The sequence below is a fragment of the Kitasatospora sp. GAS204B genome (assembly GCF_029892155.1).
Classification (GTDB): Bacteria; Actinomycetota; Actinomycetes; order Streptomycetales; family Streptomycetaceae; genus Kitasatospora.
In genome coordinates, this window is record NZ_JARZAG010000007.1 from 280,056 (window position 1) to 305,264 (window position 25,209).

At 71.8% G+C, this 25,209-nt stretch carries 26 protein-coding genes; 8 read left to right on the forward strand and 18 right to left on the reverse strand.

Going from position 1 to position 25,209, the window contains the following annotated elements:
- Positions 1-2: 2 nt before the first annotated feature.
- From folE to dacB, 6 genes are all read right to left on the reverse strand, one after another.
- Positions 3-608 carry a GTP cyclohydrolase I FolE gene (folE, locus tag P3T41_RS12630; protein ID WP_280689812.1) on the reverse strand — a complete coding sequence of 202 codons (606 nt, stop codon included), beginning with the start codon at positions 606-608 and terminating at the stop codon, positions 3-5.
- Positions 609-728: 120 nt separating this feature from the next.
- Positions 729-2,771: an ATP-dependent zinc metalloprotease FtsH gene (gene ftsH / locus P3T41_RS12635; protein ID WP_280689814.1), complete on the reverse strand. Its 2,043-nt coding sequence runs from the start codon at positions 2,769-2,771 to the stop codon at positions 729-731.
- Positions 2,772-3,027: 256 nt separating this feature from the next.
- Entirely contained in the window at positions 3,028-3,582 is a 555-nt protein-coding gene (gene hpt, locus P3T41_RS12640) for a hypoxanthine phosphoribosyltransferase (RefSeq protein ID WP_280689815.1), read from the reverse strand.
- 41 nt (positions 3,583-3,623) lie between these two features.
- Positions 3,624-4,775 carry a tRNA lysidine(34) synthetase TilS gene (gene tilS / locus P3T41_RS12645; protein WP_280689817.1) on the reverse strand — a complete coding sequence of 384 codons (1,152 nt, stop codon included), beginning with the start codon at positions 4,773-4,775 and terminating at the stop codon, positions 3,624-3,626.
- A 146-nt stretch (positions 4,776-4,921) separates the two neighbouring features.
- Positions 4,922-6,106 carry a zinc-dependent metalloprotease gene (locus P3T41_RS12650; RefSeq protein WP_280689818.1) on the reverse strand — a complete coding sequence of 395 codons (1,185 nt, stop codon included), beginning with the start codon at positions 6,104-6,106 and terminating at the stop codon, positions 4,922-4,924.
- A gap of 55 nt (positions 6,107-6,161) precedes the next feature.
- Positions 6,162-7,517 (reverse strand): D-alanyl-D-alanine carboxypeptidase/D-alanyl-D-alanine-endopeptidase, encoded by a 1,356-nt coding sequence (gene dacB, locus P3T41_RS12655; RefSeq protein ID WP_280689820.1) that lies wholly within the window; start codon positions 7,515-7,517, stop codon positions 6,162-6,164.
- Between the two features lie 118 nt (positions 7,518-7,635).
- Between dacB and P3T41_RS12660 the strand changes: the two genes are divergently transcribed.
- A complete protein-coding gene (locus P3T41_RS12660) occupies positions 7,636-8,130 on the forward strand; it encodes an inorganic diphosphatase (RefSeq protein ID WP_280689822.1) in 495 nt (164 codons plus the stop codon).
- A gap of 69 nt (positions 8,131-8,199) precedes the next feature.
- Here P3T41_RS12660 and P3T41_RS12665 read toward each other — a convergent pair whose 3' ends face one another.
- Together P3T41_RS12665 and P3T41_RS12670 are read right to left on the reverse strand one after the other, a co-directional pair.
- Complete coding sequence (locus tag P3T41_RS12665) at positions 8,200-9,156, reverse strand: asparaginase (protein WP_280689824.1); 957 nt, start codon at positions 9,154-9,156, stop codon at positions 8,200-8,202.
- 57 nt (positions 9,157-9,213) lie between these two features.
- Positions 9,214-9,783 (reverse strand): ABC transporter substrate-binding protein, encoded by a 570-nt coding sequence (locus P3T41_RS12670; protein ID WP_280689825.1) that lies wholly within the window; start codon positions 9,781-9,783, stop codon positions 9,214-9,216.
- Positions 9,784-10,072: 289 nt separating this feature from the next.
- Between P3T41_RS12670 and dtd the strand changes: the two genes are divergently transcribed.
- The gene (gene dtd / locus P3T41_RS12675) at positions 10,073-10,507 is read left to right on the forward strand and encodes a D-aminoacyl-tRNA deacylase (RefSeq protein WP_280689826.1); all 435 of its coding nucleotides are present in this window, start codon (positions 10,073-10,075) and stop codon (positions 10,505-10,507) included.
- 46 nt (positions 10,508-10,553) lie between these two features.
- On the opposite strand, the gene P3T41_RS12680 is transcribed toward dtd, so the two are convergent.
- Genes P3T41_RS12680 through P3T41_RS12690 form a run of 3 tightly spaced genes read right to left on the reverse strand, consistent with a single transcriptional unit; the run spans position 10,554 to position 12,592 of the window.
- Positions 10,554-11,516 (reverse strand): glycine cleavage T C-terminal barrel domain-containing protein, encoded by a 963-nt coding sequence (locus P3T41_RS12680; protein ID WP_280689828.1) that lies wholly within the window; start codon positions 11,514-11,516, stop codon positions 10,554-10,556.
- Positions 11,517-11,526: 10 nt separating this feature from the next.
- Positions 11,527-11,973 (reverse strand): Fur family transcriptional regulator, encoded by a 447-nt coding sequence (locus P3T41_RS12685; RefSeq protein ID WP_280689829.1) that lies wholly within the window; start codon positions 11,971-11,973, stop codon positions 11,527-11,529.
- A 34-nt stretch (positions 11,974-12,007) separates the two neighbouring features.
- A complete protein-coding gene (locus P3T41_RS12690; protein WP_280689830.1) occupies positions 12,008-12,592 on the reverse strand; it encodes an FABP family protein in 585 nt (194 codons plus the stop codon).
- A gap of 271 nt (positions 12,593-12,863) precedes the next feature.
- Here P3T41_RS12690 and P3T41_RS12695 point away from each other — a divergent pair, with 271 nt between their 5' ends.
- A complete protein-coding gene (locus tag P3T41_RS12695) occupies positions 12,864-13,226 on the forward strand; it encodes a DsrE family protein (RefSeq protein WP_280689831.1) in 363 nt (120 codons plus the stop codon).
- A gap of 18 nt (positions 13,227-13,244) precedes the next feature.
- On the opposite strand, the gene P3T41_RS12700 is transcribed toward P3T41_RS12695, so the two are convergent.
- The 5 genes from P3T41_RS12700 to P3T41_RS12720 all read right to left on the reverse strand — a co-directional run bounded on the left by P3T41_RS12700 (position 13,245) and on the right by P3T41_RS12720 (position 16,257).
- Positions 13,245-13,517, reverse strand: coding sequence for a DUF3099 domain-containing protein (locus tag P3T41_RS12700; RefSeq protein ID WP_280689833.1), 273 nt, complete (start codon positions 13,515-13,517; stop codon positions 13,245-13,247).
- Positions 13,518-13,583: 66 nt separating this feature from the next.
- Positions 13,584-13,874, reverse strand: a complete 291-nt coding sequence (locus P3T41_RS12705) for a DUF1416 domain-containing protein (RefSeq protein WP_266294945.1) — start codon at positions 13,872-13,874, stop codon at positions 13,584-13,586.
- Positions 13,875-13,913: 39 nt separating this feature from the next.
- The gene (locus P3T41_RS12710; protein ID WP_280689834.1) at positions 13,914-14,753 is read right to left on the reverse strand and encodes a sulfurtransferase; all 840 of its coding nucleotides are present in this window, start codon (positions 14,751-14,753) and stop codon (positions 13,914-13,916) included.
- 399 nt (positions 14,754-15,152) lie between these two features.
- The gene (locus tag P3T41_RS12715) at positions 15,153-15,845 is read right to left on the reverse strand and encodes a DUF2993 domain-containing protein (RefSeq protein ID WP_280689835.1); all 693 of its coding nucleotides are present in this window, start codon (positions 15,843-15,845) and stop codon (positions 15,153-15,155) included.
- 124 nt (positions 15,846-15,969) lie between these two features.
- Positions 15,970-16,257, reverse strand: coding sequence for a MoaD/ThiS family protein (locus P3T41_RS12720; protein WP_280689837.1), 288 nt, complete (start codon positions 16,255-16,257; stop codon positions 15,970-15,972).
- A gap of 346 nt (positions 16,258-16,603) precedes the next feature.
- Here P3T41_RS12720 and P3T41_RS12725 point away from each other — a divergent pair, with 346 nt between their 5' ends.
- The 5 genes from P3T41_RS12725 to P3T41_RS12745 all read left to right on the forward strand — a co-directional run bounded on the left by P3T41_RS12725 (position 16,604) and on the right by P3T41_RS12745 (position 22,141).
- Entirely contained in the window at positions 16,604-17,383 is a 780-nt protein-coding gene (locus tag P3T41_RS12725; protein WP_280689838.1) for a response regulator transcription factor, read from the forward strand.
- Positions 17,384-17,452: 69 nt separating this feature from the next.
- On the forward strand, positions 17,453-18,493 hold the full coding sequence (locus P3T41_RS12730) for a LacI family DNA-binding transcriptional regulator (protein WP_280689839.1): 1,041 nt from the start codon (positions 17,453-17,455) through the stop codon (positions 18,491-18,493).
- Positions 18,494-18,605: 112 nt separating this feature from the next.
- Complete coding sequence (locus P3T41_RS12735) at positions 18,606-19,751, forward strand: trypsin-like peptidase domain-containing protein (protein WP_280689840.1); 1,146 nt, start codon at positions 18,606-18,608, stop codon at positions 19,749-19,751.
- Between the two features lie 72 nt (positions 19,752-19,823).
- Complete coding sequence (locus P3T41_RS12740) at positions 19,824-20,594, forward strand: response regulator transcription factor (protein WP_280689841.1); 771 nt, start codon at positions 19,824-19,826, stop codon at positions 20,592-20,594.
- Between the two features lie 89 nt (positions 20,595-20,683).
- Entirely contained in the window at positions 20,684-22,141 is a 1,458-nt protein-coding gene (locus P3T41_RS12745; RefSeq protein ID WP_280689842.1) for a HAMP domain-containing sensor histidine kinase, read from the forward strand.
- A gap of 106 nt (positions 22,142-22,247) precedes the next feature.
- Here P3T41_RS12745 and P3T41_RS12750 read toward each other — a convergent pair whose 3' ends face one another.
- Entirely contained in the window at positions 22,248-23,558 is a 1,311-nt protein-coding gene (locus P3T41_RS12750) for an ATP-binding protein (protein ID WP_280689895.1), read from the reverse strand.
- 58 nt (positions 23,559-23,616) lie between these two features.
- Positions 23,617-25,203 carry an SCO6880 family protein gene (locus P3T41_RS12755; RefSeq protein WP_280689843.1) on the reverse strand — a complete coding sequence of 529 codons (1,587 nt, stop codon included), beginning with the start codon at positions 25,201-25,203 and terminating at the stop codon, positions 23,617-23,619.
- Positions 25,204-25,209: the final 6 nt, after the last annotated feature.

The window sequence follows — 25,209 nt, forward strand, 5'->3', positions numbered from 1 at the left end:
GGTCAGCGGGCGATGATCAGGCTCATCGCCTCGTTGCGGGTGGCGGGATCGCGCAGCTGGCCGCGGACCGCCGAGGTGATGGTCTTGGCGCCGGGCTTGCGGATACCGCGCATCGACATGCACATGTGCTCGCACTCGATCACCACGATGGCGCCGCGCGGCTCCAGGATCCGCATCAGCGAGTCGGCGACCTGGCTGGTCAGCCGCTCCTGCACCTGGGGACGGCGGGCGAAGACGTCGACCAGCCGGGCCAGCTTGGACAGGCCGGTGATCTTGCCGCTGGTGGACGGGATGTAGCCGACGTGCGCGACGCCCTGGAACGGAACCAGGTGGTGCTCGCAGGTGGAGAACACCTCGATGTCCTTGACCAGCACCATCTCGTCGTGGCCGAGGTCGAAGGTGGTGGACAGCACCTCCTCGGGCTGCTGCCAGAGCCCGGCGAATATCTCCTTGTAGGCCCGGGCCACCCGGGCCGGGGTCTCCAGCAGCCCCTCGCGGTCCGGGTCCTCACCGACCGCGATCAGCAGCTCCCGCACCGCGTTCTCGGCACGCTTCTGGTCGAAGGTGCCAACGGCGGGCTGTCCGTCGAGCGTCACCGGGTCGATCATGCGGGCCTCGCAAGTAGCTGGAAAGGTGAACGAGCCTGAGCAGCACGAATGCCGCGCCTCCAGGGTACAAACCCTGGAAACGCGGCATCCATTCCGAACGCCGATCGACCTACCGGCCGGTCAGAGCTCGGTCGCGCTGTCCCCGCCCAGCGGCGGGAGCTTGATGATGTCCACCGGGGCGGCATCGACGGAGGCGGCGGCGCCGTTGGTCAGCGCCAGCTCCTTCGGGGACTGCACCGGCGGGCGGGTCGACGGGGTGCGCCGAGCCGAGCCGGTCCAGGCGGGGCGGGCCGGGCGCTTCACCACGGGGGCGAAGATCTCGGCGATCTGCTCCTTGTTCAGGGTCTCCTTCTCAAGGAGCTCCAGAACCAGGTTGTCGAGCACGTCGCGGTTCTCGACCAGGATCTCCCAGGCCTCGTTGTGCGCGTTCTCGATCAGCTTCTTGACCTCCTCGTCCACCAGCCCGGCGACCTCTTCCGAGTAGTCGCGCTGGTGGCCCATCTCACGACCCAGGAACGGCTCGGCGTTGTCGGAGCCGAACTTGATCGCGCCCAGCCGCTCGGTCATGCCGTACTGGGTGACCATCGCGCGGGCCGTGGCCGTGGCCTTCTCGATGTCGTTCGACGCGCCGGTGGTCGGGTCGTGGAAGACCAGCTCCTCCGCCGCACGCCCGCCCAGCATGTAGGCCAGCTGGTCGAGCATCTCGTTGCGGGTGGTGGAGTACTTGTCCTCCTCCGGCAACACCATGGTGTAGCCGAGCGCCCGGCCGCGGGACAGGATGGTGATCTTGTGCACCGGGTCGCTGTTGGGGCAGGCCGCCGCGACCAGGGCGTGGCCGCCCTCGTGGTACGCGGTGATCTTCTTTTCCTTCTCCGACATGATCCGGGTGCGCTTCTGCGGGCCGGCCACCACGCGGTCGATCGCCTCGTCCAGGGTGACGTTGTCGACCAGCTTCTTGTCGGAACGGGCGGTCAGCAGCGCGGCCTCGTTGAGGACGTTCGCCAGGTCCGCGCCGGTGAAGCCGGGAGTGCGCTTGGCGACGGCCTTGAGGTCGACGTCCGGTGCGACCGGCTTGCCCTTCTGGTGCACCTTGAGGATGTCCAGGCGGCCCTGCAGGTCGGGGCGCTCGACGGCGATCTGCCGGTCGAAGCGGCCCGGGCGCAGCAGCGCCGGGTCCAGGATGTCCGGGCGGTTGGTGGCGGCGATGAGGATCACGCCGCCCTTCACGTCGAAGCCGTCCATCTCGACCAGCAGCTGGTTGAGGGTCTGCTCGCGCTCGTCGTGACCACCGCCGAGGCCGGCGCCGCGGTGGCGGCCGACCGCGTCGATCTCGTCGACGAAGACGATCGCCGGGGCGTTCGCCTTGGCCTGCTCGAAGAGGTCACGCACTCGGGAGGCACCGACACCGACGAACATCTCGACGAAGTCGGAACCGGAGATCGAGTAGAAGGGCACGCCCGCCTCACCCGCGACCGCGCGGGCGAGCAGGGTCTTGCCGGTGCCGGGCGGGCCGTAGAGCAGCACGCCCTTGGGGATCTTGGCACCGACCGCCTGGAACTTGGCCGGCTCCTGCAGGAACTCCTTGATCTCGTGGAGTTCCTCGACGGCCTCGTCGGCACCGGCGACGTCGGCGAAGGTGGTCTTCGGGGTGTCCTTGGTGAGCAGCTTGGCCTTGGACTTGCCGAACTGCATGACCCGGGAGCCGCCACCCTGCATCTGGTTCATCAGGAAGAGGAAGACCACCACGATGATCACGATCGGCAGCATCGACTCGAGCAGGCTGACGAAGGTCGAGGTCTTCTCGGGGCTGACGGTGTAGCCCTGCGGCGGCATCTTGCCCTGGGCCGAGGACATCGTCTCGGCCAGGTCCTTGCCCTGGTCGCCGATGTAGGAGGCCTGGAACTTGGTGCCCGAGGGCGCCTTGCCGGAGCTGCCGACCGGCAGCGTGGCGCCGTCCTTCAGCTGGATCTTGATCGTGTTCGAGTCACCAGTGGTGAGCTGGGCCTGCTGGACCTGGCCAGCGTTGATCGCCGCCACCACCTGGCCGGTGTCCACCGTCTTGTAGCCGTTCGAGTCCGAAACGACGTTCATCAGCACAATGACGGCGACGACTGCCAGGAGGATCCATGCGATCGGCGCGCGGAAGTATCGCTTGACGTCCATCCATGCGGGGCGTTGCCGCCCCGTCCCTCCTGCCACTCAACGGCACCGGCCGGTCTTTCGGCCGCCGGTGCATCTGGTATGTGCGTATGCACTCGCTCGCCATCGCCGCTGTGGTACGACGAGCAGGTAATTTGACCGTACAGCAGTCGTGCCCCGCTCTGTGGAAGCACGGCGGTACGGTCCTGTCCAGTTGTGGGTTCCGCCGACTCCAACGGGCGAAGCCGGTGAGGTGTTCCCCGGGAGCCCGGGTTCCGGTTCAGCCGCCGTAGACGTGTGGGGCGAGCGTACCGATGAACGGGAGGTTGCGGAGCTTCTCCGCGTAGTCCAATCCGTAGCCGACCACGAACTCGTTGGGGATGTCGAAGCCGACGTACTTGACGTCGATCTCGACCTTGGCCGCGTCCGGCTTGCGCAGCAGCGCGCAGACCTCCAGCGAGGCCGGGCCACGCGAGCCCAGGTTGCCCAGCAGCCAGGACAGGGTCAGCCCGGAGTCGATGATGTCCTCGACGATCAGCACGTCGCGCCCGGCGATGTCGGTGTCCAGATCCTTGAGGATACGCACCACACCGGAGGACTTGGTACCCATGCCGTAGGAGGAGACCGCCATCCAGTCCATGGTGACCTGCGAGTGCAGCGCCCGGGCGAGGTCGGCCATCACCATCACCGCGCCCTTGAGGACGCCGACGATCAGGAGGTCCTTCCCGGCGTAGTCCCGGTCGATCCGCTCCGCCAGCTCCAGCAGCTTCGCGTCGATCTCGTCCTTGCTGATGAGCACCTTCGCCAGATCGGCGCCCATGTCCTTGTCGTCCACCGGGAGTACGTCCTCAAGGGTTTGTGGTCCTGTGTCGACGGTCAGTCGTCCTGCCGCCGAAACACCAGGTTGCCACACCTACGGGTGACCTCGACGCCCCCGGGTAGCTGGAGCGGCCCCTGGCCGCGCCAGCCGGTGACCAGCAGGTCCACCGTCTCCAGATGGCGGGCGAACAGGTCGCCGGCGGGCGAGCCGGTGCGCAGCGCGACCCGGCGCAGCACCCGGCGGCGCACCGCCGCGGGCAGCTCGGCGAGCGCGGCCACCGGCAGCTCGCCCTGGTCGGGACGGTAGAGCCGCTGCTCGGCGCGGACCGCCCACTGGTCCAGGGCGTCCGCGTCGTCGCGGAACAGCCGGGCGGTGCGGGCCAGCGCCTCGACCACGCCGGCGCCCAGGTGCTTCTCCAGCACCGGGAGCACCTCATGGCGGACCCGAGCGCGGGTGTAGGCGGGGTCGAGGTTGTGCGGGTCGTCCCAGACCTGGATGGACTGCGCGGCGCAGGCCTGGCGGGTGGCGGCGCGGTCCAGATCGAGCAGCGGGCGGCGGTAGCGGCCCTTCTGCGCGGGCATGCCGGCCAGCGAGCGGGCCCCGGAGCCGCGGGCCAGGCCCAGCAGCACCGTCTCGGCCTGGTCGTCGCGGGTGTGGCCGAGGAAGACGGCCAGCGCCTGGTGGCGCTCGGCGGCCTCGTCCAGTGCGGCGTAGCGGGCGTCGCGGGCCGCCGCCTCGGGGCCGCCCTGCCGGCCGACCCGCACCGGGACCGCCTCCACCGGGTCCAGGCCGAGCGCGCGCAGCCGCTCGGCGACCTGGCGGGCGCGGTCGGCGGAGCCGTCCTGCAGCCCGTGGTCGACGGTGACCGCGCCGACCCGCAGGCCGAGCTTGGGGGCCTCGAAGGCGGTGGCGGTGGCGAGCGCCATGGAGTCCGCACCGCCGGAGACGGCGACCAGGACCAGTGGCGAGCCGGGGGCGGCGGGGGTACGGGGCAGCCCGGAGGGGTGGCGGCGGGCGTTGCCGATCAGCACGGTGGCCGGGCCCGGGGAGGCGCCGGCGAGGGCGACGGCGGCGGCCGGCACGGGGATCGGGGTGGCGACGCCGCGCAGCGCGGCGGCCGGGATCGGGACGGCGGCCTCGGCCGCCAGGTCCATCAGAGCGCGGCGGACGGCCAGGCGTATCGCCGCGACAGCGGGGTGTGGGCCCACGGTGGAGCAACTCCTCAGACTGGATGGGTGACCGAACGCTCACAGATAGTCGCAGAAACCGGGGCACGCCCAGGCCACCGGCGCCACCGGTACGACCACCGTCCCACGGACGGGTGAATGCAGAAACGTTCCGCCGCCCCGCCCCCTCACTCGTCCGGGGGTTTCGGCTGGGACTGGCGTCCGACGCGCGCCACCCAGGCGGCCGGGTCGTGGATCTCGTCCTTGGTGGGCAGGGTGTTCGGCGAGGTCCAGACCCGGTTGAAACCGTCCATCCCGATCCGGTCCAGCACCCCGCGCACGAAGACCGCGCCGTCCTGGTACTGGCGCAGCTTGGCGTCCATCCCGAGCAGCTTGCGCAGCATCAGGTCGAGCCGGCTGGCGCCCCGGTCGCGGCGGCGCTGGAACTTCTCCCGGATCTCCGCCACGCTCGGCACCACGGCCGGGCCCACCCCGTCCATCACCACGTCCGCGTGGCCCTCCAGCAGCGACATCACCGCGGTCAACCGGGCGAGGATCTCGCGCTGGCCCGCGGTCTGCACCACGTCCAGCAGGCTGCCGGCGCCGCTCGGCGGGCGCTCGCCCGGCATCAGCGCCTCGCGCAGCCGCTCCAGCAGCGCCATCGGCTCGACGTCGGCCGCGGCCAGGAAGGCCTGCACCTCGGACTGCACGTGGTCGCGCAGCCAGGGCACCGCGCTGAACTGGGTGCGGTGGGTCTCCTCGTGCAGGCAGACCCAGAGCCGGAAGTCGTGCGGGTCGACGTCCAGCTCCCGCTCCACCTGGACGATGTTCGGCGCCACCAGCAGCAGCCGCCCCGGACCAGGCCGGCCCGTGCCGGCCCCCGGCCGCTCGAAGAGTCCGGCCGGGCTGTCGGGTGCGGTGATCGGCAGCGGCTCCTCGTCGGCGGCGAAGGTCTCGTACTGGCCGAGCACCTTGCCGGAGAGCAGCGCCAGCACCGCGCCCACCTCGACGCCGGTGAGCTTCTCGCCGACCGCGCCGAGCACCGCACCACCGGAGGTCTCGGAGCGCCTGGCGGCGAGCTTCTGGGTCAGCGGGCGGATCACCGTGCGAAAGCCCGCCACATTGGCGCGCACCCAGCCGGCGCGGTCCACCACCAGGACCGGCGCGGCCCCGTCGGTGGCCAGCCGGGACGCGCGCATGCCGGTGTACCCGCGCACCGCGTCCTCGGCGGTCAGCGCGTGCCGGCGCAGCTCCGCGACCACGGTGCGGGCCTCCTCGCGGCTGACCTGCGGCCCCGGCCGGGCCAGCCGGGTCGCCGTCGCGACCGCGAGATTCCAGTCGACCATGTCAGCACCGCCGCTCGCGCTCGTCATGTCCTCACGGTACGTGCTGCGGCGCCCGGGCCCCACCCCTTCCGGACAGGCTCGGCTACTTGCACCCGCACAGGACCAGCTTGGCCACGATCCGGTCCATCGCGGCCCGGGCGGCGTTCGCGTCGACGTTGGTCCTGGTCATCAGCGCGAAGGCGAGCAGCCGCCCGTCGGCGTCCACCACGGTGCCGGCCAGCGTGTTGACACCGCTCAGGGTGCCGGTCTTGGCCCGCACCACGCCGGCGCCGTCGGCCGAGCCCTGGGCCTGGACGAAGCGCTTGTCGAGCGTTCCGGTCAGCGCGGCGATCGGCAGTCCGGTCAGCACCGCGCGCAGCTGCGGGTGGTCGGCCGAGGCGGCCAGCGTGAGCAGGTCGGACAGCACGATCGGCGGGATGGTGTTGTTCACGTTCAGGCCGCTGCCGTCGTTCAGCTGCACGCCCGCCATCGGCAGGCCGAGCCCGGCGAGCGTCTTGGTGATCGCCTGTGCCGCGCCGTCGTAGCCGACCGGCAGGTGCTGGGCGAGTGCCACCTGCCGGGCCACCGCCTCAGCCAGCGTGTTGTCGGAGTTGGTCAGCAGCCGCTCCACCAGGCGGGGCAGGATCGGCGACTGCACCTGGGCGATCGGCGCCGCGTTCGCCGCGGCCTGGGCCTGGGCCGGCTTGCCGTCCACCGTCACGCCCTGGGCGCCGAGCAGGTCGGCGAACTTGGCGGCCGCCTGGGCGGCCGGGTCGGGGACCCGGGCCGGGGCGTCGATGTCCTGGGTGGCGACCACCCGGCCCTCGTCGATCATCAGCGACGACATCGGCCCGATGTTGTAGCCGTCGTTGTACTTGTGCGCGGCCGGGCCGGTGTACAGCGAGGTGTCGTACCCGAGGTGGACGGTGGCCACCCCGGCCGCCTTCAGCGCGGCGGCGGTCTGCCTGGCCAGGTCCGGCAGCGAGGCGGGGGCCGAGTCCGGGTCCACCGGGGCACCGCCGATCCGGATCTGATCCACCGTCAGGCCCGTCAGCGTCGGGTCGCCGCCGCCGACCAGCACGATGTCGGCCGGGGCGGCGCCGTGCACCACCTTGGTGGTCAACCGGGTGTCCGGGGGCAGCAGGCTGAGCGCGGCCACCGAGGTGGCCAGCTTGGTGGTGGAGGCCGGGGTGGACGGGGTGGTCTCGCCCGAGCCCAGCAGCAGCTTGCCGGTGACGCCGTCGCTGATCGCGAAGGTGAGCGTGCCCAGCGCCTTGTCCGAGGTGAGCTGGCCGAGCGCGGCCTGCAGGCCGGCAGCGGTGGGCAGGGCGTCGGTGCCGCCAGTGAGGGCCGGAACGAGCACTGGTGGGGCGGGTGACGGCGCGGTGGCCCCGTCCGGCGCCTGCGGGTGCGCCGGGCCCCCTCCCGCCAGCAGGGCGAACCCCGTCAGCCCCGCCACCACCGTTGCTCCCAGACTTCTGCGAGTCCCCGTGCCTGCCACAGCCCAGCCCCTTTCCACAGCACTCCCTCCCGTAGGAGACACTTGGATTCTGTCAGTCCCTACCTTGGAGGAACCGTTGGAGTTCGACGTCACCATCGAGATCCCGAAGGGCTCGCGCAACAAGTACGAGGTCGACCACGAGTCCGGTCGTCTTCGTCTTGACCGGATGCTCTTCACCTCGACCCGCTACCCGGCCGACTACGGCTTCGTCGAGGGCACTCTCGGCGAGGACGGCGACCCGCTGGACGCCCTGGTCATCCTGGACGAGCCGACCTTCCCCGGCTGCCTGATCAAGTGCCGCGCGATCGGCATGTTCAAGATGACCGACGAGGCGGGCGGCGACGACAAGCTGCTCTGCGTCCCGGCCACCGACCCGCGCTGGGAGCACCTGCGGGACATCCACCACGTCTCGGAGTTCGACCGCCTGGAGATCCAGCACTTCTTCGAGGTCTACAAGGACCTGGAGCCCGGCAAGTCGGTCGAGGGTGCCGAGTGGGTCGGCCGCGTCGAGGCCGAGACCGAGATCACCGCTTCGGTCAAGCGCCTGGCGGAGTCCGGCGACGCGCACTGAGCGTGATGCTTAACCTCCGCCCTCGGTCGAGCGACCGAGGGCGAAGGTGAGGGATCAGTCTCAGCGTGCTCAGACCACGGCGCGGATCTCGCCGACCACCTCGGCGCCGCCGTAGAGCGGGGCGCCGCCGATCCGGTCCAGCACCTGGTCGGTGTACCCCAGCCGGCGCAGCAGCGCGGCGAGCACCGGGCCGAGCGCCCGGCCCGCGCCGTCGTCGATCTTGAAGGCCAGCGCCCGGCCGTCCGGCAGCGCCACCGCCTGCACGGCCTCCGCGCCCATCTTGGAGAGGGTGCCCGGGATCGCCCGCATCAGCCAGGTGTCCGGGCGGCGGGTGCCGGCCACGTACTCGGGGTGGGCGCGCATCGCGTCGGCGACCAGTCGCGGCGCGCTGCCCTCGGGGGCCCGCAGCAGCGCGCGGTAGCCGCGGGCCAGGCCCACCAGCGAGACGGCCAGCAGCGGGGCGCCGCAGCCGTCCGTGCCGGCGGCGGCTATCGACTCGCCGCTCGCCTCCTCCAGGGCCTCGTGGGCCAGCCGCTGGATCGGGTGCTCCGGGTCCAGGTAGCTCTCGGTCTGCCAGCCGTTGGCCAGGCTGGCGGCCAGCCAGGCGGCGTGCTTGCCCGAGCAGTTCATCACCAGCGGCTCCCGGCGGCCGCCGCCGGCCAGGTACGCCTCGGCCTCGGTCGGGTCCAGCGGCAGGTCCGGCGGGGTCTGCAGGGCGTCGGCGCCCAGGCCCGCGCCGGACAGGATGGTCCGCACCCCGTCCAGGTGAAACGATTCTCCGGAGTGGCTGGCGGCCGCCAGGGCCAGCAGCTCGCCCTCGATCGGCAGCCCCGCCCGCAGCGTGGCCACCGCCTGGAAGGGCTTGTTGCAGGAGCGCGGGAAGATCGGCCGCTCGGGGTCGCCCAGCGCGAACTCGATCGAGCCGTCGGGCGCGAGCACCACCAGGGAACCGCGGTGGTACCCCTCGGTGAAGCCTGAGCGGACGACCTCGGCGAGGACGGGCGACAGGGCGGCGGAGTCTGGCATCGGTGGCAGCCTTCCGGAGCAGGAGGGTGGGAGCCGGCCGCCGTCGCCCGCTGGTTCTCAGTCGGGCAGCGGGCCGCCGGCCAGCAGGTCGTCGACCCGCGCTTCCCCTTCACGGTACCGCCGGGTGATCTCCGCCCCGCAGCCGTCCGCCGTGCGTTGCAGCAGCTGGCGGCGCCCGGAGACCTCGCGCTCGTGCGCGGTGAGCCGGTCCAGCGCCGCGAGCAGCTCGGCGGAGGCGTGCGCGGCCAGGTCGGCCAGCTGCACGTCGCCCATCAGGGCGTCCGCCTGCGCCTGGTACTGCTCGCCGCGCGGGGTGCCCAGGGTCAGGTGCCGGGCCGACTGGCGCACGTTGGAGGGCGCGTCGGCGAGGATCTGCGGCAGCCGGTGCAGCAGGGTCTGCCAGCCGGCGTCCGGCTTCGGCGGGCACAGCCGGACGTCGAGCGTGCGGCGGTCCAGCTCGGCCCGCAGGATGTCCACCCGGCCCTGCAGCAGCCGGCGCAGGTACGAGAGGTCGGCCTCCTGCTCCAGGGCGTCCCGGCGCAGCGTGCGCAGCTCGTCCAGGGCCAGCGCCTCGATCACCGGCATCTCCGGTGCCGCGGGCTTGCCGGGCACCCCGTTCGCCTCCATCGACCAACCACCTGCCCTCGGATAGATCCCACCCGTGTCACCCCTGCCCTTGGTGGCACGCTCCGGCGCCCCCTGGGGTTCCCCACCAGCACCGCTGCCACCCGCTCGGGCGAGCGCCCTCGGCACGGGTGTGCGAGCGGTGCGAACGGCCGTCCGCGACGGGCGGCACGGCCGACTCCGGAATCGTGCCACCCCGCGAGCACCGCTGCGGCGCAGATGCACCCGAACGGCGGCCTGGCGAACGGGACCTGGCTGATATGACCTGTCGGCGGCTCGGCACAATGGCCGCATGCGAGCAGTGGTACAGCGGGTGAGCGAGGCCGCCGTGACGGTGGCCGGGGAACAGGTCGGCGCGATCAGCGGTCCGGGGCTCTGCGTCCTGGTCGGGGTGACGCATCAGGACACCGCGACGCAGGCCGCCGAGCTGGCGCGCAAGCTGTGGACGCTGCGGCTCTTCGACGGTGGGCAGAGCGAGCTGTCCTGCTCGGACCTCGACGCGCCGCTGCTGGTGATCAGCCAGTTCACGCTCTACGGCGACGCCCGCAAGGGCCGCCGGCCCACCTGGCAGGCCGCCGCGCCCGGGCCGGTCGCCGAGCCGTTGCTGGCCGAGCTGGTCGAGCGGCTGCGGGCGCTGGGCGCGACGGTGGAGACCGGCCGGTTCGGGGCGGACATGAAGGTCTCGCTGGTGAACGACGGGCCGTTCACCGTGCTGCTGGAGGTCTGAGGTCCCGGAGCGCGCTCCAGCGCTGCGGGGCTACGGGGCTACGGGGCTACGGGGCGACCACGACCTCCTGGGCGGCCGGCACACCGCCGGCCCGCAGTTCGGCGTCCACCGGGACGTTGCGCTTCACCAGGGCGAGCGCGATCGGGCCCAGCTCGTGGTGGCGGGCCGCGGAGGTGACGAAGCCCAGTGCCCGGCCCTCCGGCTCGGCGGCCAGGCGCACCTCGGTGCCGTGCGCGGGCAGCACCTCCTCGGTGCCGTCCAGGTGCAGGAAGACCAGCCGGCGCGGCGGCTTGCCCAGGTTGTGCACCCGGGCCACCGTCTCCTGGCCGCGGTAGCAGCCCTTGTTGAGGTGCACGGCGGAGCCCAGCCAGTCCACCTCGTGCGGGATGGTGCGGTGGTCGGTCTCGAAGCCCAGCCGCGGGCGGTGCGCCTCGATCCGCAGCGCCTCGTAACCCCAGATCCCGGCCGGGCTGCCGAACTCCTTCGCCTGCTCGGCGAGTTCGCCGCGCGGCAGGAACAGGTCCCGCCCGTACGGCAGTTCGCGCACTGCGGCGGCGCCGGCCGCGGCGGCGGGGTTGCCGGCCGGCAGGTGGACGACGGCGAACCGCTCGGTGGCGTCGGCCACCTCCACCCGGTACATGAACTTCATCCGCTCCAGGTACTCCAGCAGCGCCGGCTGGGTGCCCGGCTCGACGTGGGCCCAGGTGGTGGTGCCGTCGTCGACCAGGTAGAGGGCGTGCTCGACGTGCCCGTGCGGGGAGAGGATCAGCGCCTCGGTCGCGTGCTGGGGCGGGAGTTCGCTCACGTGCTGGGTGAGCAGCAGGTGCAGCCAGGCGAGCCGGTCGGGGCCGGTCACGGTGATCACACCGCGGTGCGAGAGGTCGGTGAAGGCCCGGCCGGCCGCCAGCTCCCGCTGCTCGCGGAAGATGTCGCCGTAGTGGGCCGCGACGCCCTCGTCGGCTCCCTCGGCGGGGACGGCTCCGGGCAGGGACAGCAGCGGGCTCTTCATGCCCGCCAGCTTACGACTGCGGCTGCCCGACCCCGGCGGTGCAGTCGGCGCAGCGGCCGAAGATCGCGAAGTGCTTGAGGTCGGTGTCGAAACCGTGCTCCACGCGCAGGCTCTCGATCAGCGGGGCGGCGATCGCGGTGCCGGTCTCCTGCACCTTGCCGCAGTCCCGGCAGACCAGGTGCAGGTGGTGGTGGCGACCGGCCAGGTGGTAGGTCGGCGCACCGTGGCCCAGGTGGGCGTGCGAGACCAGGCCCAGCTCCTCCAGCAGCTCCAGCGTCCGGTAGACGGTGGAGATGTTCACCCCGCTGGCGGTCAGCCGGACCTGGGCCAGGATCTCGTCCGGGGTCGCGTGGTCGAGCGTGTCCACCGCCTCCAGGACCAGCTGGCGCTGCGGGGTGAGGCGGTAGCCGCGCCGGCGCAGGTCGGCCTTCCAGTCGGTGCCGGTGTCCGCCACCACGCTGCCACCCCTTCGCCACTCGCTCGCCCGCCGCTCAGCGGAAGAAGGCGATCCCGTCGTCCGGCAGGTCGTTGATGTCCTTGATCAGCTGGGCCGGGCTGAGCACCTTGCGCAGCTGGGCGGACATGTAGGGGCGCAGCGGCACCTCGGGCGCCGCCTTCTCGCCGACCCAGAGCAGCTCGTCGTTGACGAAGCCGTAGAGCCGCTTGCCACCGCTGTAGGGCGCCGAGCCCTCGACCCGGGCGACCGCGTCGGTGGCCACGTCGATCTGCGGCTTGCCGTCGGCCAGCTTGCCGTACCAGATCTCCACCGTGCCGTCGTCGCGCACCATGGAGATCTCCACCTCGCGCTCGCCGCTGGTGCCCTGGTGGTTGCTGGTGATCCGCCAGAAGCCGTGCTCGGTCTCCAGCGGGCGGATCTTCTCGCCCTCGTTGTCCAGCACCCAGCTGCGGGAGCGGAACTCCAGGAACGGGCGGCCGTCGTGGCGGAAGACGACTTCCTGGCCGAAGTTGCACTTCTCCTGGCCGGGGAAGTCGAAGACGCCCGCTCCCTCCCAGGTGCCGAGGAGGAAGGCCAGCGAAACGACGTCCTTGTGGAGGTCGGAAGGAATCTCGATCATGGTCCTGGATCGCAGTCGTGGGCGGTGGGCTACCTCTACGGTACGGGAGAGGTCAGCGCTGGCCCTGGTACAGCTTCATCACGGAGAAGACGGCGAACCAGGCGATCACGACGGCCACGACGCCCAGCAGGATGTCGAAGAAGAGTTCAAGACCGTTCACGGTGGGCTCCCGGTGCGGTGTCGGCGGACGGACGATGACGGCGCGAGTCTATCCGGCCCCACCACGCGCTTCACGGTGAGGCCCGCCACGCGGCCGGTCTAAGCTGACGGCGTGTCGAAGAAGCTGGTCATCAAGGTCACCGCCGGAGCGGACGCGCCCGAGCGCTGCTCGCAGGCCTTCACGGTCGCCGCCGTCGCGGTCGCCAGCGGGGTCGAGGTCTCGCTCTGGCTGACCGGGGAGTCCTCCTGGTTCGCCCTGCCCGGGCGGGCCGCGGAGTTCGAGCTGCCGCACGCCGCCCCGCTGCCGGACCTGCTGGAGTCGATCCTGGCAGCCGGCACGGTCACCCTGTGCACCCAGTGCGCGGTCCGGCGCGGCATCGAGCAGGCGGACACCATCGAGGGAGTCCGGATCGCGGGCGCCCAGGTCTTCGTCAGCGAGATCATGGCCGACGCCGTCCAGGCGCTCGTGTACTAGGGCGTCAAGAGGCCGGCCTCACCGCTCGGTCTCGTGGTCCGGCTTGTCCCGGTCGTGCCCCGGCTCCTCCCACTTGGGGTCGTCCCAGCGCGGGTCCCGCCACCAGTCGTCCTCCGGGTCGCGCCGGTTGGCGAAGATCGCGGCCAGCGGCGGGATGACCATCGCCACCAGGCACATGCCGATCGCCGCGCCCACCGAGAAGAACCGCACGACGCCCCAGGCCAGGACGAAGAGCCCGAGGCAGACCGCCATCGCCGCGAAGTAGTAGACATGCCTGCGCCGCTGCTGCACACCTCCCAGTAAAGCGCTGAGCCCCCGCCGACGGGCAGGGGCTCAGCGCTTCTTTCCCGAACGGGGTCAGACCGCGATCGGGACCTCGGTCAGGGCGCCCTGGGAGGCGACCACCTTGCGGTCCACGGTCGCGCCCGGCACCAGCGCACGCACGGTCCAGCTGCCGGGGGCCGCGAAGAAGCGGAACTGCCCCGTGGCCGAGGTGGGCACCTCGGCGGTGAACTCGCCGCCCGCGTCCAGCAGGCGCACGTAGCCGTTGACCGGCTCACCGTCGCGGGTCACCGAACCCTGGATGATCGTCTCGTTCGCCACGTCAACTCCTGCCAGGTCCGGGCCGCCGGCCTTCGCACCACACATGTCTCGGTCTCCTTGCTTCTCGGTACGGCGCGGTGCCGCTCAGGCGCCGATCTCGATCGGCACGCCCACCAGGCTGCCGTACTCGGTCCACGAACCGTCGTAGTTCTTGACGTTCTGCTGGCCGAGCAGCTCGTGCAGCACGAACCAGGTGAGCGCGGAGCGCTCGCCGATCCGGCAGTAGGCGATGGTGTCCTGGGCCAGGTCCACGCCCTCCTGCGCGTAGAGCGCGCGCAGCTCGTCGTCCGACTTGAAGGTGCCGTCGTCGTTGGCGTTCTTCGACCACGGGATGTTGCGGGCGCTCGGCACGTGGCCGGGGCGCTGCGACTGCTCCTGCGGCAGGTGGGCGGGGGCGAGTAGGCGGCCGGAGAACTCGTCGGGCGAGCGCACGTCGACCAGGTTCTTGTTGCCGATCGCGGCGACCACGTCGTCGCGGAAGGCGCGGATCGCGCTGTTCTGGGCCTGCGCCTTGTAGGCGGTGGCCGCGCGGTCGGGGACCTCGGAGCCGTCGACCAGGTCGCGGGAGTCCAGCTCCCACTTCTTGCGGCCGCCGTCCAGCAGGCGGACGTCGCCGTGGCCGTAGAGCTTGAAGTACCAGAACGCGTAGGAGGCGAACCAGTTGTTGTTGCCGCCGTAGAGGACGACGGTGTCGTCGTTGGCGATGCCCTTGGCGCTGAGCAGCGCCTCGAAGCCGGCCTGGTCGACGAAGTCGCGGCGGACCGGGTCCTGGAGGTCCTTCTTCCAGTCGATCCGAACGGCGTTCTTGATGTGGTTCTTGTCGTACGCGGAGGTGTCCTCGTCCACCTCGACGACGACGACCTTCGGGTCGTCCAGGTGGGCCTGGACCCAGTCGGCATCGACCAGCACGTCGCTGCGGCTCATGTTCTGTCTCCATCCGGGGGCGGTTGGCGGAAGGTGAGGGCCCGGCCGGTCACGGTCCGGCCATCCGGGCCACTTGTCCGAAAATCTGTCCGGATAGTGGGACGGGGCGGGGAAGCCGGTACTGCCGGGCAAGCTGGGGAGAAATCCGGCCGCAGGCGAGAATGCCTGGTCAGGCCAAGGGTGCGGGCGTGGCGGCGAGTCGATTCTGCCGGACCGGGCCGCCGGTCAGCGCATGCGACACAGGCAGGCAGCCACGCGGCAGAGGTCTACCGCCCGCCGCTTCGTGAGGTCCGCCTGTCGCTTCATGAGGACGATGCTAGGGAGCCGGGACCGCCCCTGTCACCAGCGTATCGAATGGCGAGACCAATATGTTCGAATAGTGGGATTTCGGACCCTGGGTCAGCCGATCAGCTGGACGTGGCTGCCCTGGAAGGTGAGGGCCAGACCGTCGGGCTGCGGGGCGACCTGCTGCAGCCGCAGGCCGACCGGCATGCCGCCCTGGAGGGTGAAGGTGTGCGAGCCGATCGCCGAGTTGACCAGCTGCCCGACACCCGGCAGGGCGCCCACCCCGGGCAGCGCGCCCACGCTGTCCACCTCGACCGTGTCGCCGTTCGTGCGCAGCTTCACCGTGGTGCTGAGCTTCTGCCCGAACATCACCCCGGTCACCTTCACCAGGCCCGGGCCCCCGTAGCCGAGCGTGACGCTCTGGTCGAGGCCGAGCAGGCTGTGCACCTCCTGGTAGCTGACCCGCCCGGTGCCGGTGCCCGAGTCGATGGTCGCCGACTTGTAGTCGCCGGAGAGCTGAACGCCCTTCAGGTCGGCCGAGAAGGACTCCAGTTGGAAGCTGCTGCCGCCGCCGGACAGCTGAACGCCGGCGCCCGACAGGTGGACGCTGCCGACCTTCCGGCTGATCAGGTCGGTCAGGAAGGGGAGGTCGTCGATCGAGACCGAGGGCTTGCCGGTGATGCCCTGCCGCCCCGCCAGCCGGTCGGCCGCCTGCCCCTGCGCGACCACCACCGCGATCCGGTCGGCGCCGACCAGCAGCCCCGCCGGCACCAGGACGGCGACGGCCGCTTTGATCCAGGTCCGCATCGAACTCTCTCCCCGTCCTCGCTCGTCCTACCGCCGTAACGACGATCCGGCGCGGACCATGGTTCCGAACGGGCATCCGGCAGCTGAGCACCGGGGTCCGGTCGGCCGCCCGCACCCGGTCCGGTCAGCCGCCCGCGAAAGGCGGCAGCACCTCGATGGTGCCGCCCTCGGTCAGCGGCACCCGGGTGCGGTCCCGGCCGCCGACCGGCTCGCTGTCCACCAGGTAGGAACAGATGCCCAGCAGGCGGACGAAGGTCGGACGGTCGGCGTGCCGCGCCGCGGCCTGCGCCAGCGCCTCGGCCAGGCTGGCCGCCCGGTACGGCTCCTCGGCGACGCCCGCCTCGGCCTTGGCGGCGGCCCAGTAGCGGATGGTCCCGGCCACCAAGGTGGTCGGTTCGGTGGTCGCGGTCATGGCGGCCCCTTCTCGAAGGTGTACACATACGTGTGCCGGTCGCTGCCGTGCTCCATCATCGCCCCGGCCCCGGACCAGGCGGGAATCCCGCAGGCCAGAGCAGGCGTACCCGGGGCGCACGGGGCCGGATGCGAAAAGGATCACGTGTCCTGACCCCTGCGCCGGCCAGCTCTGTTGAGCTATTCTCGATCGCTAAGGGATCCGGGCAGAGTCGCCCCCGGGTCCTTTTGTGCTTTCAGGACTCCGATCCGGACGTCCTTGCGAGTGGTAGCCCACCCGTACCAGTGGCCGCACGACGAGGTGCCGGCCCCCGGTCCGCGGAGACGAAAAGAGGACGACCCGGGATATGAGTTCTCTCCTCCTGCTCACCAACGCACTGCAGCCCTCCGCGGAGGTGCTGCCGGCCCTCGGGCTGCTGCTGCACCAGGTGCGGGTGGCCCCGGCCGAGGGGTCGGCGCTGGTCGACACCCCCAGCGCCGACGTGATACTGGTCGACGGCCGGCGTGACCTGCCACAGATCCGCAGCCTGTGCCAGTTGCTGCGGTCCACCGGCGTCAGCTCCCCGCTGATCCTGGTGGTCACCGAGGGCGGGCTGGCCGCCGTCACCGCCGAGTGGGGCGTCGACGACGTCCTGCTGGACACCGCCGGGCCGGCCGAGGTGGAGGCCCGGCTGCGGCTCGCGATGGGCCGCCAGCAGCAGGCCCAGGTGGACGACAGCCCGATGGAGATCCGCAACGGCGACCTGTCGGTGGACGAGGCGACCTACTCGGCCAAGATCAAGGGCCGGGTGCTCGACCTCACCTTCAAGGAGTTCGAGCTGCTCAAGTACCTCGCCCAGCACCCGGGCCGGGTCTTCACCCGGGCCCAGCTGCTGCAGGAGGTCTGGGGCTACGACTACTTCGGCGGCACCCGCACGGTGGACGTCCACGTCCGGCGGCTGCGGGCCAAGCTCGGCGTCGAGCACGAACAGCTGATCGGCACCGTACGCAACGTCGGCTACCGCTTCGTGATCCCCTCGCAGGGCGACAAGGCCGAGCGCGGCGCGGGCCAGAGCGAGCCGGCCGAGCGGACTGGCGCCGAGCGGACGGGCGCCGAGCAGGTGGTCGGCGGCGGCCCGCCCAGCTGACCTGCGCGGGCCCGGCAACGTGACCGGGCCCACCGGCCAGGGCTGGACAAACACGCGTAGACTCCCGCTGTGGCCAAGGTGACGCGCGACGATGTAGCCCGACTGGCTGGGACCTCGACCGCGGTCGTCAGCTATGTCATCAACGACGGACCGCGACCTGTCGCGCCCGCGACCAAGGAGCGGGTGCTCGCCGCGATCGAGCAACTCGGCTATCGGCCGAACAGCGTCGCGCAGGCGATGGCCTCCCGGCGGACCAACCTGATCGGCATGATCGTGCCGGACGCCCGCCAGCCGTTCTTCGCCGAGATGGCACACGCGGTCGAACGCGCCGCCTCCGACCGCGGCAAGCTCGTGCTGATGGGCAACTCGGACTACGCCGACGACCGCGAGATGCACTACATCCAGGCCTTCCTCGGCATGCGGGTCTCCGGCCTGATCCTGGTGAGCCAGGGCGCCCCGCAGCGCGCCGCCAAGGAGTTCGCCGCGATGGAGGGCGCCAAGGTGGTGCTGCTGCACCGCCGGCCCGACGCGATCGACGACGTCTCGGTGGTCACCGACGACGTGGGCGGCGCGGAGCTGGTGGTGCGCCACCTGCTGGAGGTGCACGGCCACCCGTACGTCGCCTGCTTCGGCGGCCCGGTGGACACCCCCGCGCCCGGCGACCCGGTGATCGACCACGTCGAGGGCTGGCAGCGGGCGATGGAGGGACACCGGCTGCCCGTCGACCAGCACCTGATCGACGCCCCCTTCCACCGCTACGGCGCCTACGAGGTGGCGCTGGAGCTGCTGCGCTCGGAGCACCGCCCGCCGGCCATCTTCTGCTCCACCGACGACCAGGCGATCGGCGTGCTGCGGGCCGCCCGCGAGGTGGGCCTGCGGGTCCCGCAGGACCTGGCGGTGGCGGGTTTCGACGACATCCCCGAGGCCGCGCTGGCCGACCCGCCGCTCACCACGGTGGCCAGCGAGCGCGAGGCGATGGCGCGCGCGGCGGTGGACCTGGTGCTGGACGACTCGCTGATGGTGCCGGGCTCCGAAACCGAGCGGGTGCGCCGGTTCCCGTCCCGCCTCGTGGTGCGACGCTCCTGCGGCTGCGACGGTGCCCCGCGGTGACCCGTGGGTGGGCGGCAGAGTAGCCGCCCTTTATGAGAAGTCAACGGGCTTCTCTGTCCGTTCTGACCGGACTCTCATGGGTTCTTCATCCGCCGGGCGGACGGTTTGATCCATGAGCGACCAGTACCGCACCACCGCAGATGAGTCGGGGTCCAGCCTCCCGCCGAAGCCGGCCGGAGCACCCACCGCTCACCAGGAACACCCGATGGCGCCGGCCCCGGCCGTGGCCCACTTCGACTACACCCAGGGCGCCTACGCCGCCGGCACCCCGGCCGCCTCGGCCGGCGGCGAGCCCCCCTACTACGGCCCGCCGCCCACCGTGGTCGGCGAGCAGCCCGAGCCGGGCAGCCCCGCGCACCGGGCCCGCACCGGGTTCCTGCGCGGCCGGCTCGCCCTGGTCACCGCCGTCGCCGCGGTCGCCGCCGTGCTCGGCGGGCTGGCCGGCGGCGCGGTCGCCGATGCCCGGCACAGCACCTCCGCCGGCTCCACGACGCTGGTCAGCCCCGTCTCCGCGAAGAGCGACGGCAGCGACGTGGCCGCGATCGCCGCCGCCGTCTCGCCCAGCGTGGTGCAGATCGACGTCCAGTCGAACAGCGGCACCTCGACCGGCACCGGCGTGGTCCTCACCGCGAACGGGCAGATCCTCACCAACTACCACGTGATCTCCAGCGCCGTGGGCGGCGGTGGCACGATCACCGTCACCTACCAGAACGGCACCAAGACCTCGGGCAGCATCACCGGAAGCGACAAGTCGCTGGACGTGGCGGTGATCACCGCGAGCGGAGCCAGTGGCCTGCCCACCGCCACCCTCGGCGACTCCGACGCGATGGCGGTCGGCGACTCCGTGGTGGCCATCGGCAACCCCGACGGCCTGACCGGCACCGTCACCTCCGGCATCATCAGCGCCAAGAACCGCCAGGTCACCGTCCAGGTCGACGAGGGCAGCACGCGCGGCAACGGCGGCTTCGGCTACCCCTACTTCCCGGGCTACGGCGGTCGTTCCAGCACCGCCACCGCCTCGGACACCGCCACCTACTCGGCCCTGCAGACCGACGCCGCACTCAACCCGGGCAACTCCGGCGGTCCGCTGATCAACTCGGCCGGCCAGGTGATCGGCATCGACTCCGCGATGTACTCCGGCAGCGGCAGCGGCTCCACCAGCAGCAGCCAGGCGGGCAGCGTCGGCCTCGGCTTCGCCATCCCGATCAACGCCGTCAAGCAGGTGCTGCCGAAGATGCAGGCCGGTCAGACGCTGTAGTCCACGGTTCGGCCCGCCGAACACCGCACAATGGCAAGACCCCTTCCGGACCCAGAGAGGGCCACACCGCCGATGACTCCCCCCGCCGACGACCGCACCCCTGCCGAGCAGCCGGCCACCGCCCGCCTGCTCGTGGTCGACGACGAACCCGCACTGCGGGACGCCCTGGAGAGCAGCCTCGCCTTCGAGGGCTACGAGGTCACCACCGCTACGGACGGCTACGAGGCGCTGGAGGCCGTCGAACGCGACCAGCCCGACCTGGTGCTGCTCGACATCATGATGCCCCGGATGGACGGCCTCACCGCGGTGCGCCGGATGCGCTCGCGCGGGGACACCGCCCCCGTCCTGATGCTCACCGCCCGCGACGCCGTCGGGGACCGGGTCACCGGCCTCGACGTCGGCGCGGACGACTACCTCGCCAAGCCCTTCGAACTCGACGAACTCCTCGCCCGGATCCGCGCGTTGCTGCGCCGCAACGCGCTGGCGACCGAGGCCGCCGCCCGGGCGACCGCCGTCGAGGACGACTCCGAGGTGCTGGCCTTCGCCGACCTGCGGATGAACACCGCCACCCGCGAGGTCACCCGCGAAGGGCGCCCCGTGGAGCTCACCCGCACCGAGTTCATGCTGCTGGAGATGTTCCTGGCGCACCCGCGCCAGGTGCTCACCCGGGAGCAGATCCTCAAGGCGGTCTGGGGCTTCGACTTCGAGCCGTCGTCGAACTCGCTGGACGTGTACGTGATGTACCTGCGCAGGAAGACCGAGCAGGGCGGCATGCCGCGCCTCATCCAGACCGTGCGCGGGGTCGGCTACGCGCTGCGGGCACCCAGCGGCACGACCGGCTGAGCGACGGCGATAGCGAACTGAGGGCGATGACGAGAGTGGCATGGCAACGGGGGCGGGGACGCGTGGCGAGGTGGTACCACGGGAGAACCTTGCGCAGTCGGCTGGCGATACTCACGGCGGCGGCCGTGGCCGTGGTGATCGCGCTGTCGGCGCTGGCGTGCTGGTTCCTGGTCAGCCAGCGGCTGTACCAGCAGGTCAGGGCGAACCTGGCGGCCAGCCCGCTGGACGTCGTCACCCCGGTCGGCCCGACGAACTGCGGACCCACGCCGGCGGCCGCGCAGACCGCGGTCGAGCAGCACCCGCCGCATCGCGGCAGTGTGGCCGCCAAACGACCGCCGCGCGCCGAGCAGTCCAGCTCCGAGATCTACTCGCCGGTCGACTCGCAGGTCTGCCTCACTCCCGGCTCCACCAAGGGCATCCAGCTCGCACCAGGCGACCAGGATGCCGTCAGCTTCGGCAGCGATCAGGTCAGCTACCGCTCCGGAACCTTCGTGGACGGTACACCGGTCGAGGTCCGGGTCAGCGCCGTCCAGGACTCCGCGCAGAACGTCTACGTCCTGCTCACCGCGCTGCCCGTGAAGAGCGTCGAAGCCTCCCTGCAGCAACTGGCCCTGATCCTCGGCGGCGTCGCCGTCGGCGGCGTCGCCCTGGCCGGTATCACCGGCCGCCTGGTCGCGCGGGCCGCGCTGCGCCCCGTGCACGACCTCACCGACGCTGTCGAGCACATCGCCCGCACCGAGGAGGTCGGAACCACCATCCCCGTGCACGGCAACGACGAGATCGCCCGGCTCTCCGGCTCCTTCAACTCGATGAGCACCGCCCTCGCCAACTCCCGCGAGCGGCAGACCCGGCTGATCGCCGACGCCGGGCACGAGCTGCGCACGCCGCTCACCTCGCTGCGCACCAACGTCGACCTGATGATCCGCAGCGACGACACCGGCCGGCCGCTGCCCCCCGCGACCAAGACCAAGCTGCTGCACAGCATGAAGGCCCAGATGCAGGAGCTCACCGTGCTGATCGGCGACCTGCTGCAACTCTCCCGTCCCGACTCCCCGCGCCCGGGGCAGAACGTGGCCACCGTGGCGTTCCACGACATCGTGGTGCGGGCCGTCGAGCGTGGCAAACTCCGTGGCCCCGGGCTGACCTTCAACGTCGAGCTCGATCCCTGGTACGTCCGGGCGGACGCCGCCGCACTGGAGCGGGCGGTGATGAACCTGCTGGACAACGCGGTCAAGTACAGCCCGCCCGGCGGGGCCGTCGACGTCGCGCTGCACGAGGGCCGGCTCACCGTGCGCGACCACGGGCCCGGCATTCCGGCCGACGAGCTGCAGTACGTCTTCGACCGGTTCTGGCGCTCGCCCTCCTCGCGCCAACTCCCGGGCTCCGGGCTCGGCCTGTCGATCGTGGCGCAGACCATCCAGGACTCCGGCGGCCAGGTCGCCCTCGGAGCGGCGCAGGACGGCGGCCCCGGTGCCCTCGCGGTGGTCCGGCTGCCCGGCGTGCCCGAGCAGCCGGACGCCGTGCCGCCGGTGCTGCCCAGGGACTGAGGGCGGCCGGGTCAGACCCCGGGCTCGGACTCCAGCTGCCGCTCCGCCCGGATCCTCCCCCAGCCTTCGGCCGGGGGGACCCCCATCTCGCGGCCCGGGCGGAACGTCAGACCCCCGGCTCCGCCGCGAGCTGACGTTCCGCCCGGATCCGCTCCGCGACCGCGTCCTCGGTCATCGCGCGGTCGGTGTAGACAAGTGGGCGCTCGGCGTCGGTGATGATGTGCTTGACCACCTGGACGTTGCCGTTGACGTCCCAGACCGCGATGCCCGGGGAGAGGGTCGGGATGATCTCCACCGCCCACCGGGGCAGGCCCAGCACCCGTCCGGTGGCCCTGGCCTCGTCGGCCTTCTGCATGTAGATGGTCCTGGTGGAGGCCATCTTGAGGATCGCCGAGGCCTCCTTCGCCGCCGCCCCGTCCACCACGTCCGACAGGTGGTGGACCACCGCGACGAAGGACAGGCCGAGCCGGCGGCCGAACTTGAGCAGCCGCTGGAAGAGCTGGGCGACGAACGGGCTGTTGATGATGTGCCAGGCCTCCTCGACCAGGAAGATGCGCTTCTTCCGGTCGGGGCGGATCCAGGTGTGCTCCAGCCAGACGCCGACGATGGCCATCAGGATCGGCATCGCGATCGAGTTGCGGTCGATGTGCGAGAGGTCGAAGACGATCAGCGGGGCGTCCAGGTCGATGCCGTCCGTGGTCGAGGCGTCGAACATGCCGCGCAGGTCGCCGTCGACCAGCCGGTCGAGCACCAGGGCCACGTCCAGGCCCCAGGACTGCACCTCCTGCGGCTCGACGCCCAGCGACTCGACCGAGGAGAGGTCCGGGCGGCGCAGCGTGTCGATGATGTCGCCGAGGATCGGCTGACGGTCCGTCACCGTGGCCCGCACATGGGCGTGCGCGGCCTTCAGCGCGAAGCCGGCCCGCTCCTCGAGCCCGCGCCCCATCGCCACCTCGATGATGGTGCGCAGCAGCGACAGCTGGCCCGTGGTGGTGATCGCCGGGTCCAGCGGGTTGAGTTTCACCCCGCCGTCCCGGGCCGCCATCGGGTCCAGACGCACCGACTTTATGCCCAGCGCGTTGGCGATCAGGTTCCACTCGCCGACGCCGTCCTCGCCCTGCGCGTCCAGCACCACCACCTGGCGGTCGCGGAACCTCAACTGGCGCAGCACGTAGGTCTTCTCCAGCGCCGACTTGCCGTTGCCGGACTCGCCGAGGACCAGCCAGTGCGGGGCGGGCAGCTGCTGGCCGTAGAGCTGGAACGGGTCGTAGACGTACCCCTTGCCGCTGTAGACCTCGCGCCCGATGATCACCCCGGAGTCGCCCAGGCCCGGTGCGGCGGTGGGCAGGTAGACCGCCTGGGCCTGGCCGGTGGAGGTGCGCACCGGCAGCCGGGCGGTCTCCACCTTGCCGAACATCAGGCTGGTGAAGGCGTCGGTGAGATTGCCAATCGCCAAGGGGGGCCTCCAGTGCGGGTCAGCGGCGGATGCCGGTGGCGAACGGCAGGGTGTTGACGAACGCCCGGTGGTGCTCGCGGTCGCACCACTCCAGCTTGAGGTAGCTCTTGCCGGCCGAGGCCCGGATGGTCCGCTTGTCGCGGGCCAGCGCCTCGGGGCTGCGCGAGGAGACGGTGATGTAGCCGACCAGGTTGACCCCGGCGGCGCCGGAGGCCAGGTCGTCGCCGCGCTGGTCGACCCGGCCGGTGTGGGCCAGGTCGCGCGGGTCGACCGTGCGGTTCATCTTGGCGGCCCGGCTGGACTCGGCCTCGTCGTTGGTCTTCTCGGTGAGCATCCGCTCGATCGCCACGTCCGTGGGCTCCAGGTCCATGGTGACGGCCACCGTGCGGATCACGTCGGGGGTGTGGACCAGCAGCGGGGCCAGGAAGTTGACGCCCACCGGGGTGAGCGGCCACTCCTTGATCCAGGCGGTGGCGTGGCACCAGGGCGCGCGGGTGGCGGACTCGCGGGTCTTGGCGGTCAAGTACTGCGGGTGGGTGGCGTCCAGCTCGGCCGGCCAGGCGTTGCGCCGGCTCATCGCCTGGAGGTGGTCGATCGGGTGGTCCGGGTCGTACATCGAGTGCAGCAGCGAGGAGAGCCTGGCCTGGCCCAGCGGCTGCCGCACCCGGATGTCGGCCTCGGCCAACCGGGCGCAGATGTCGGTCAGTTCACGTGCCATCACGGCCGCCAGGCCCTCGTCGTCGCGGTTCGCCTGGTCGGCGTCCCGCTTGTCGTAGGCGCTGCGGCCCATCGCGTGCGCCTCGGCGGCCAGGTCGCGGTTGTACTGCATGCAGGCGACCAGGTAGGCCCGGTGCTGCTCGGAGGAGGTGGAGACCATCGACTGCAGCTGGTCGTAGGAGTCCTGCAGCCAGCGCGGCGCGTCGTGATCGCCGCGCCGCTCGACGTCCTTGGCGTGCGCGTCCGGATCGGCGGGCAGGGTGCGGGCCAGGATCTGCAGCCGGGTCACGAACCCGTCCCCGTTGGCGACATGCTTGAGCAGCGTGCCGAAGCGGTCGACCAGCGCCTCCTGGTCCTCGGAGTCGCGCAGGCCCACGCCCGGGCCCTCGATCTCGATCGCGGCGGTGACCGTGCGCCGCTCCAGGTGCATCAGCACCGCGACCTCGTCCGGCCCGAACGGCGCGCTCAGCCAGCGCAGCCGGCCCACCCCCGGCGGCGGGCCGACCTCGATCTCGCGGCCGTCAAGACGGGTGCCGGCGTCCATCGCGGTGGACTGCCACACGGCCCGCCCGCTGCGCACGGTGCGCCGGTAGCTGCGGTTGATCTCGACCCACTTGTAGAAGGTCCGGCGCCGGTAGGGGACGTAGACGGCGGCGATCGCCAGCAGCGGGAAGCCGACCAGGCCGGCGATCCGCAGCGCCAGGATCGGCATCAGCAGGCCCCAGAGCATGCCCAGGAAGGCGCCGAAGATGATCAGCAGGATCTCCCCCGACTCCCGGTTGCGCCCGATCGGCGCGTTCGGTCGGGCCTTGCCGATCAGATAGGTGCGGCGCTGGTGGACATAACTCTGGGCGTACTGCCCCCCGTACTGGCCGAGCTCGCTGCTCAAGGTGCG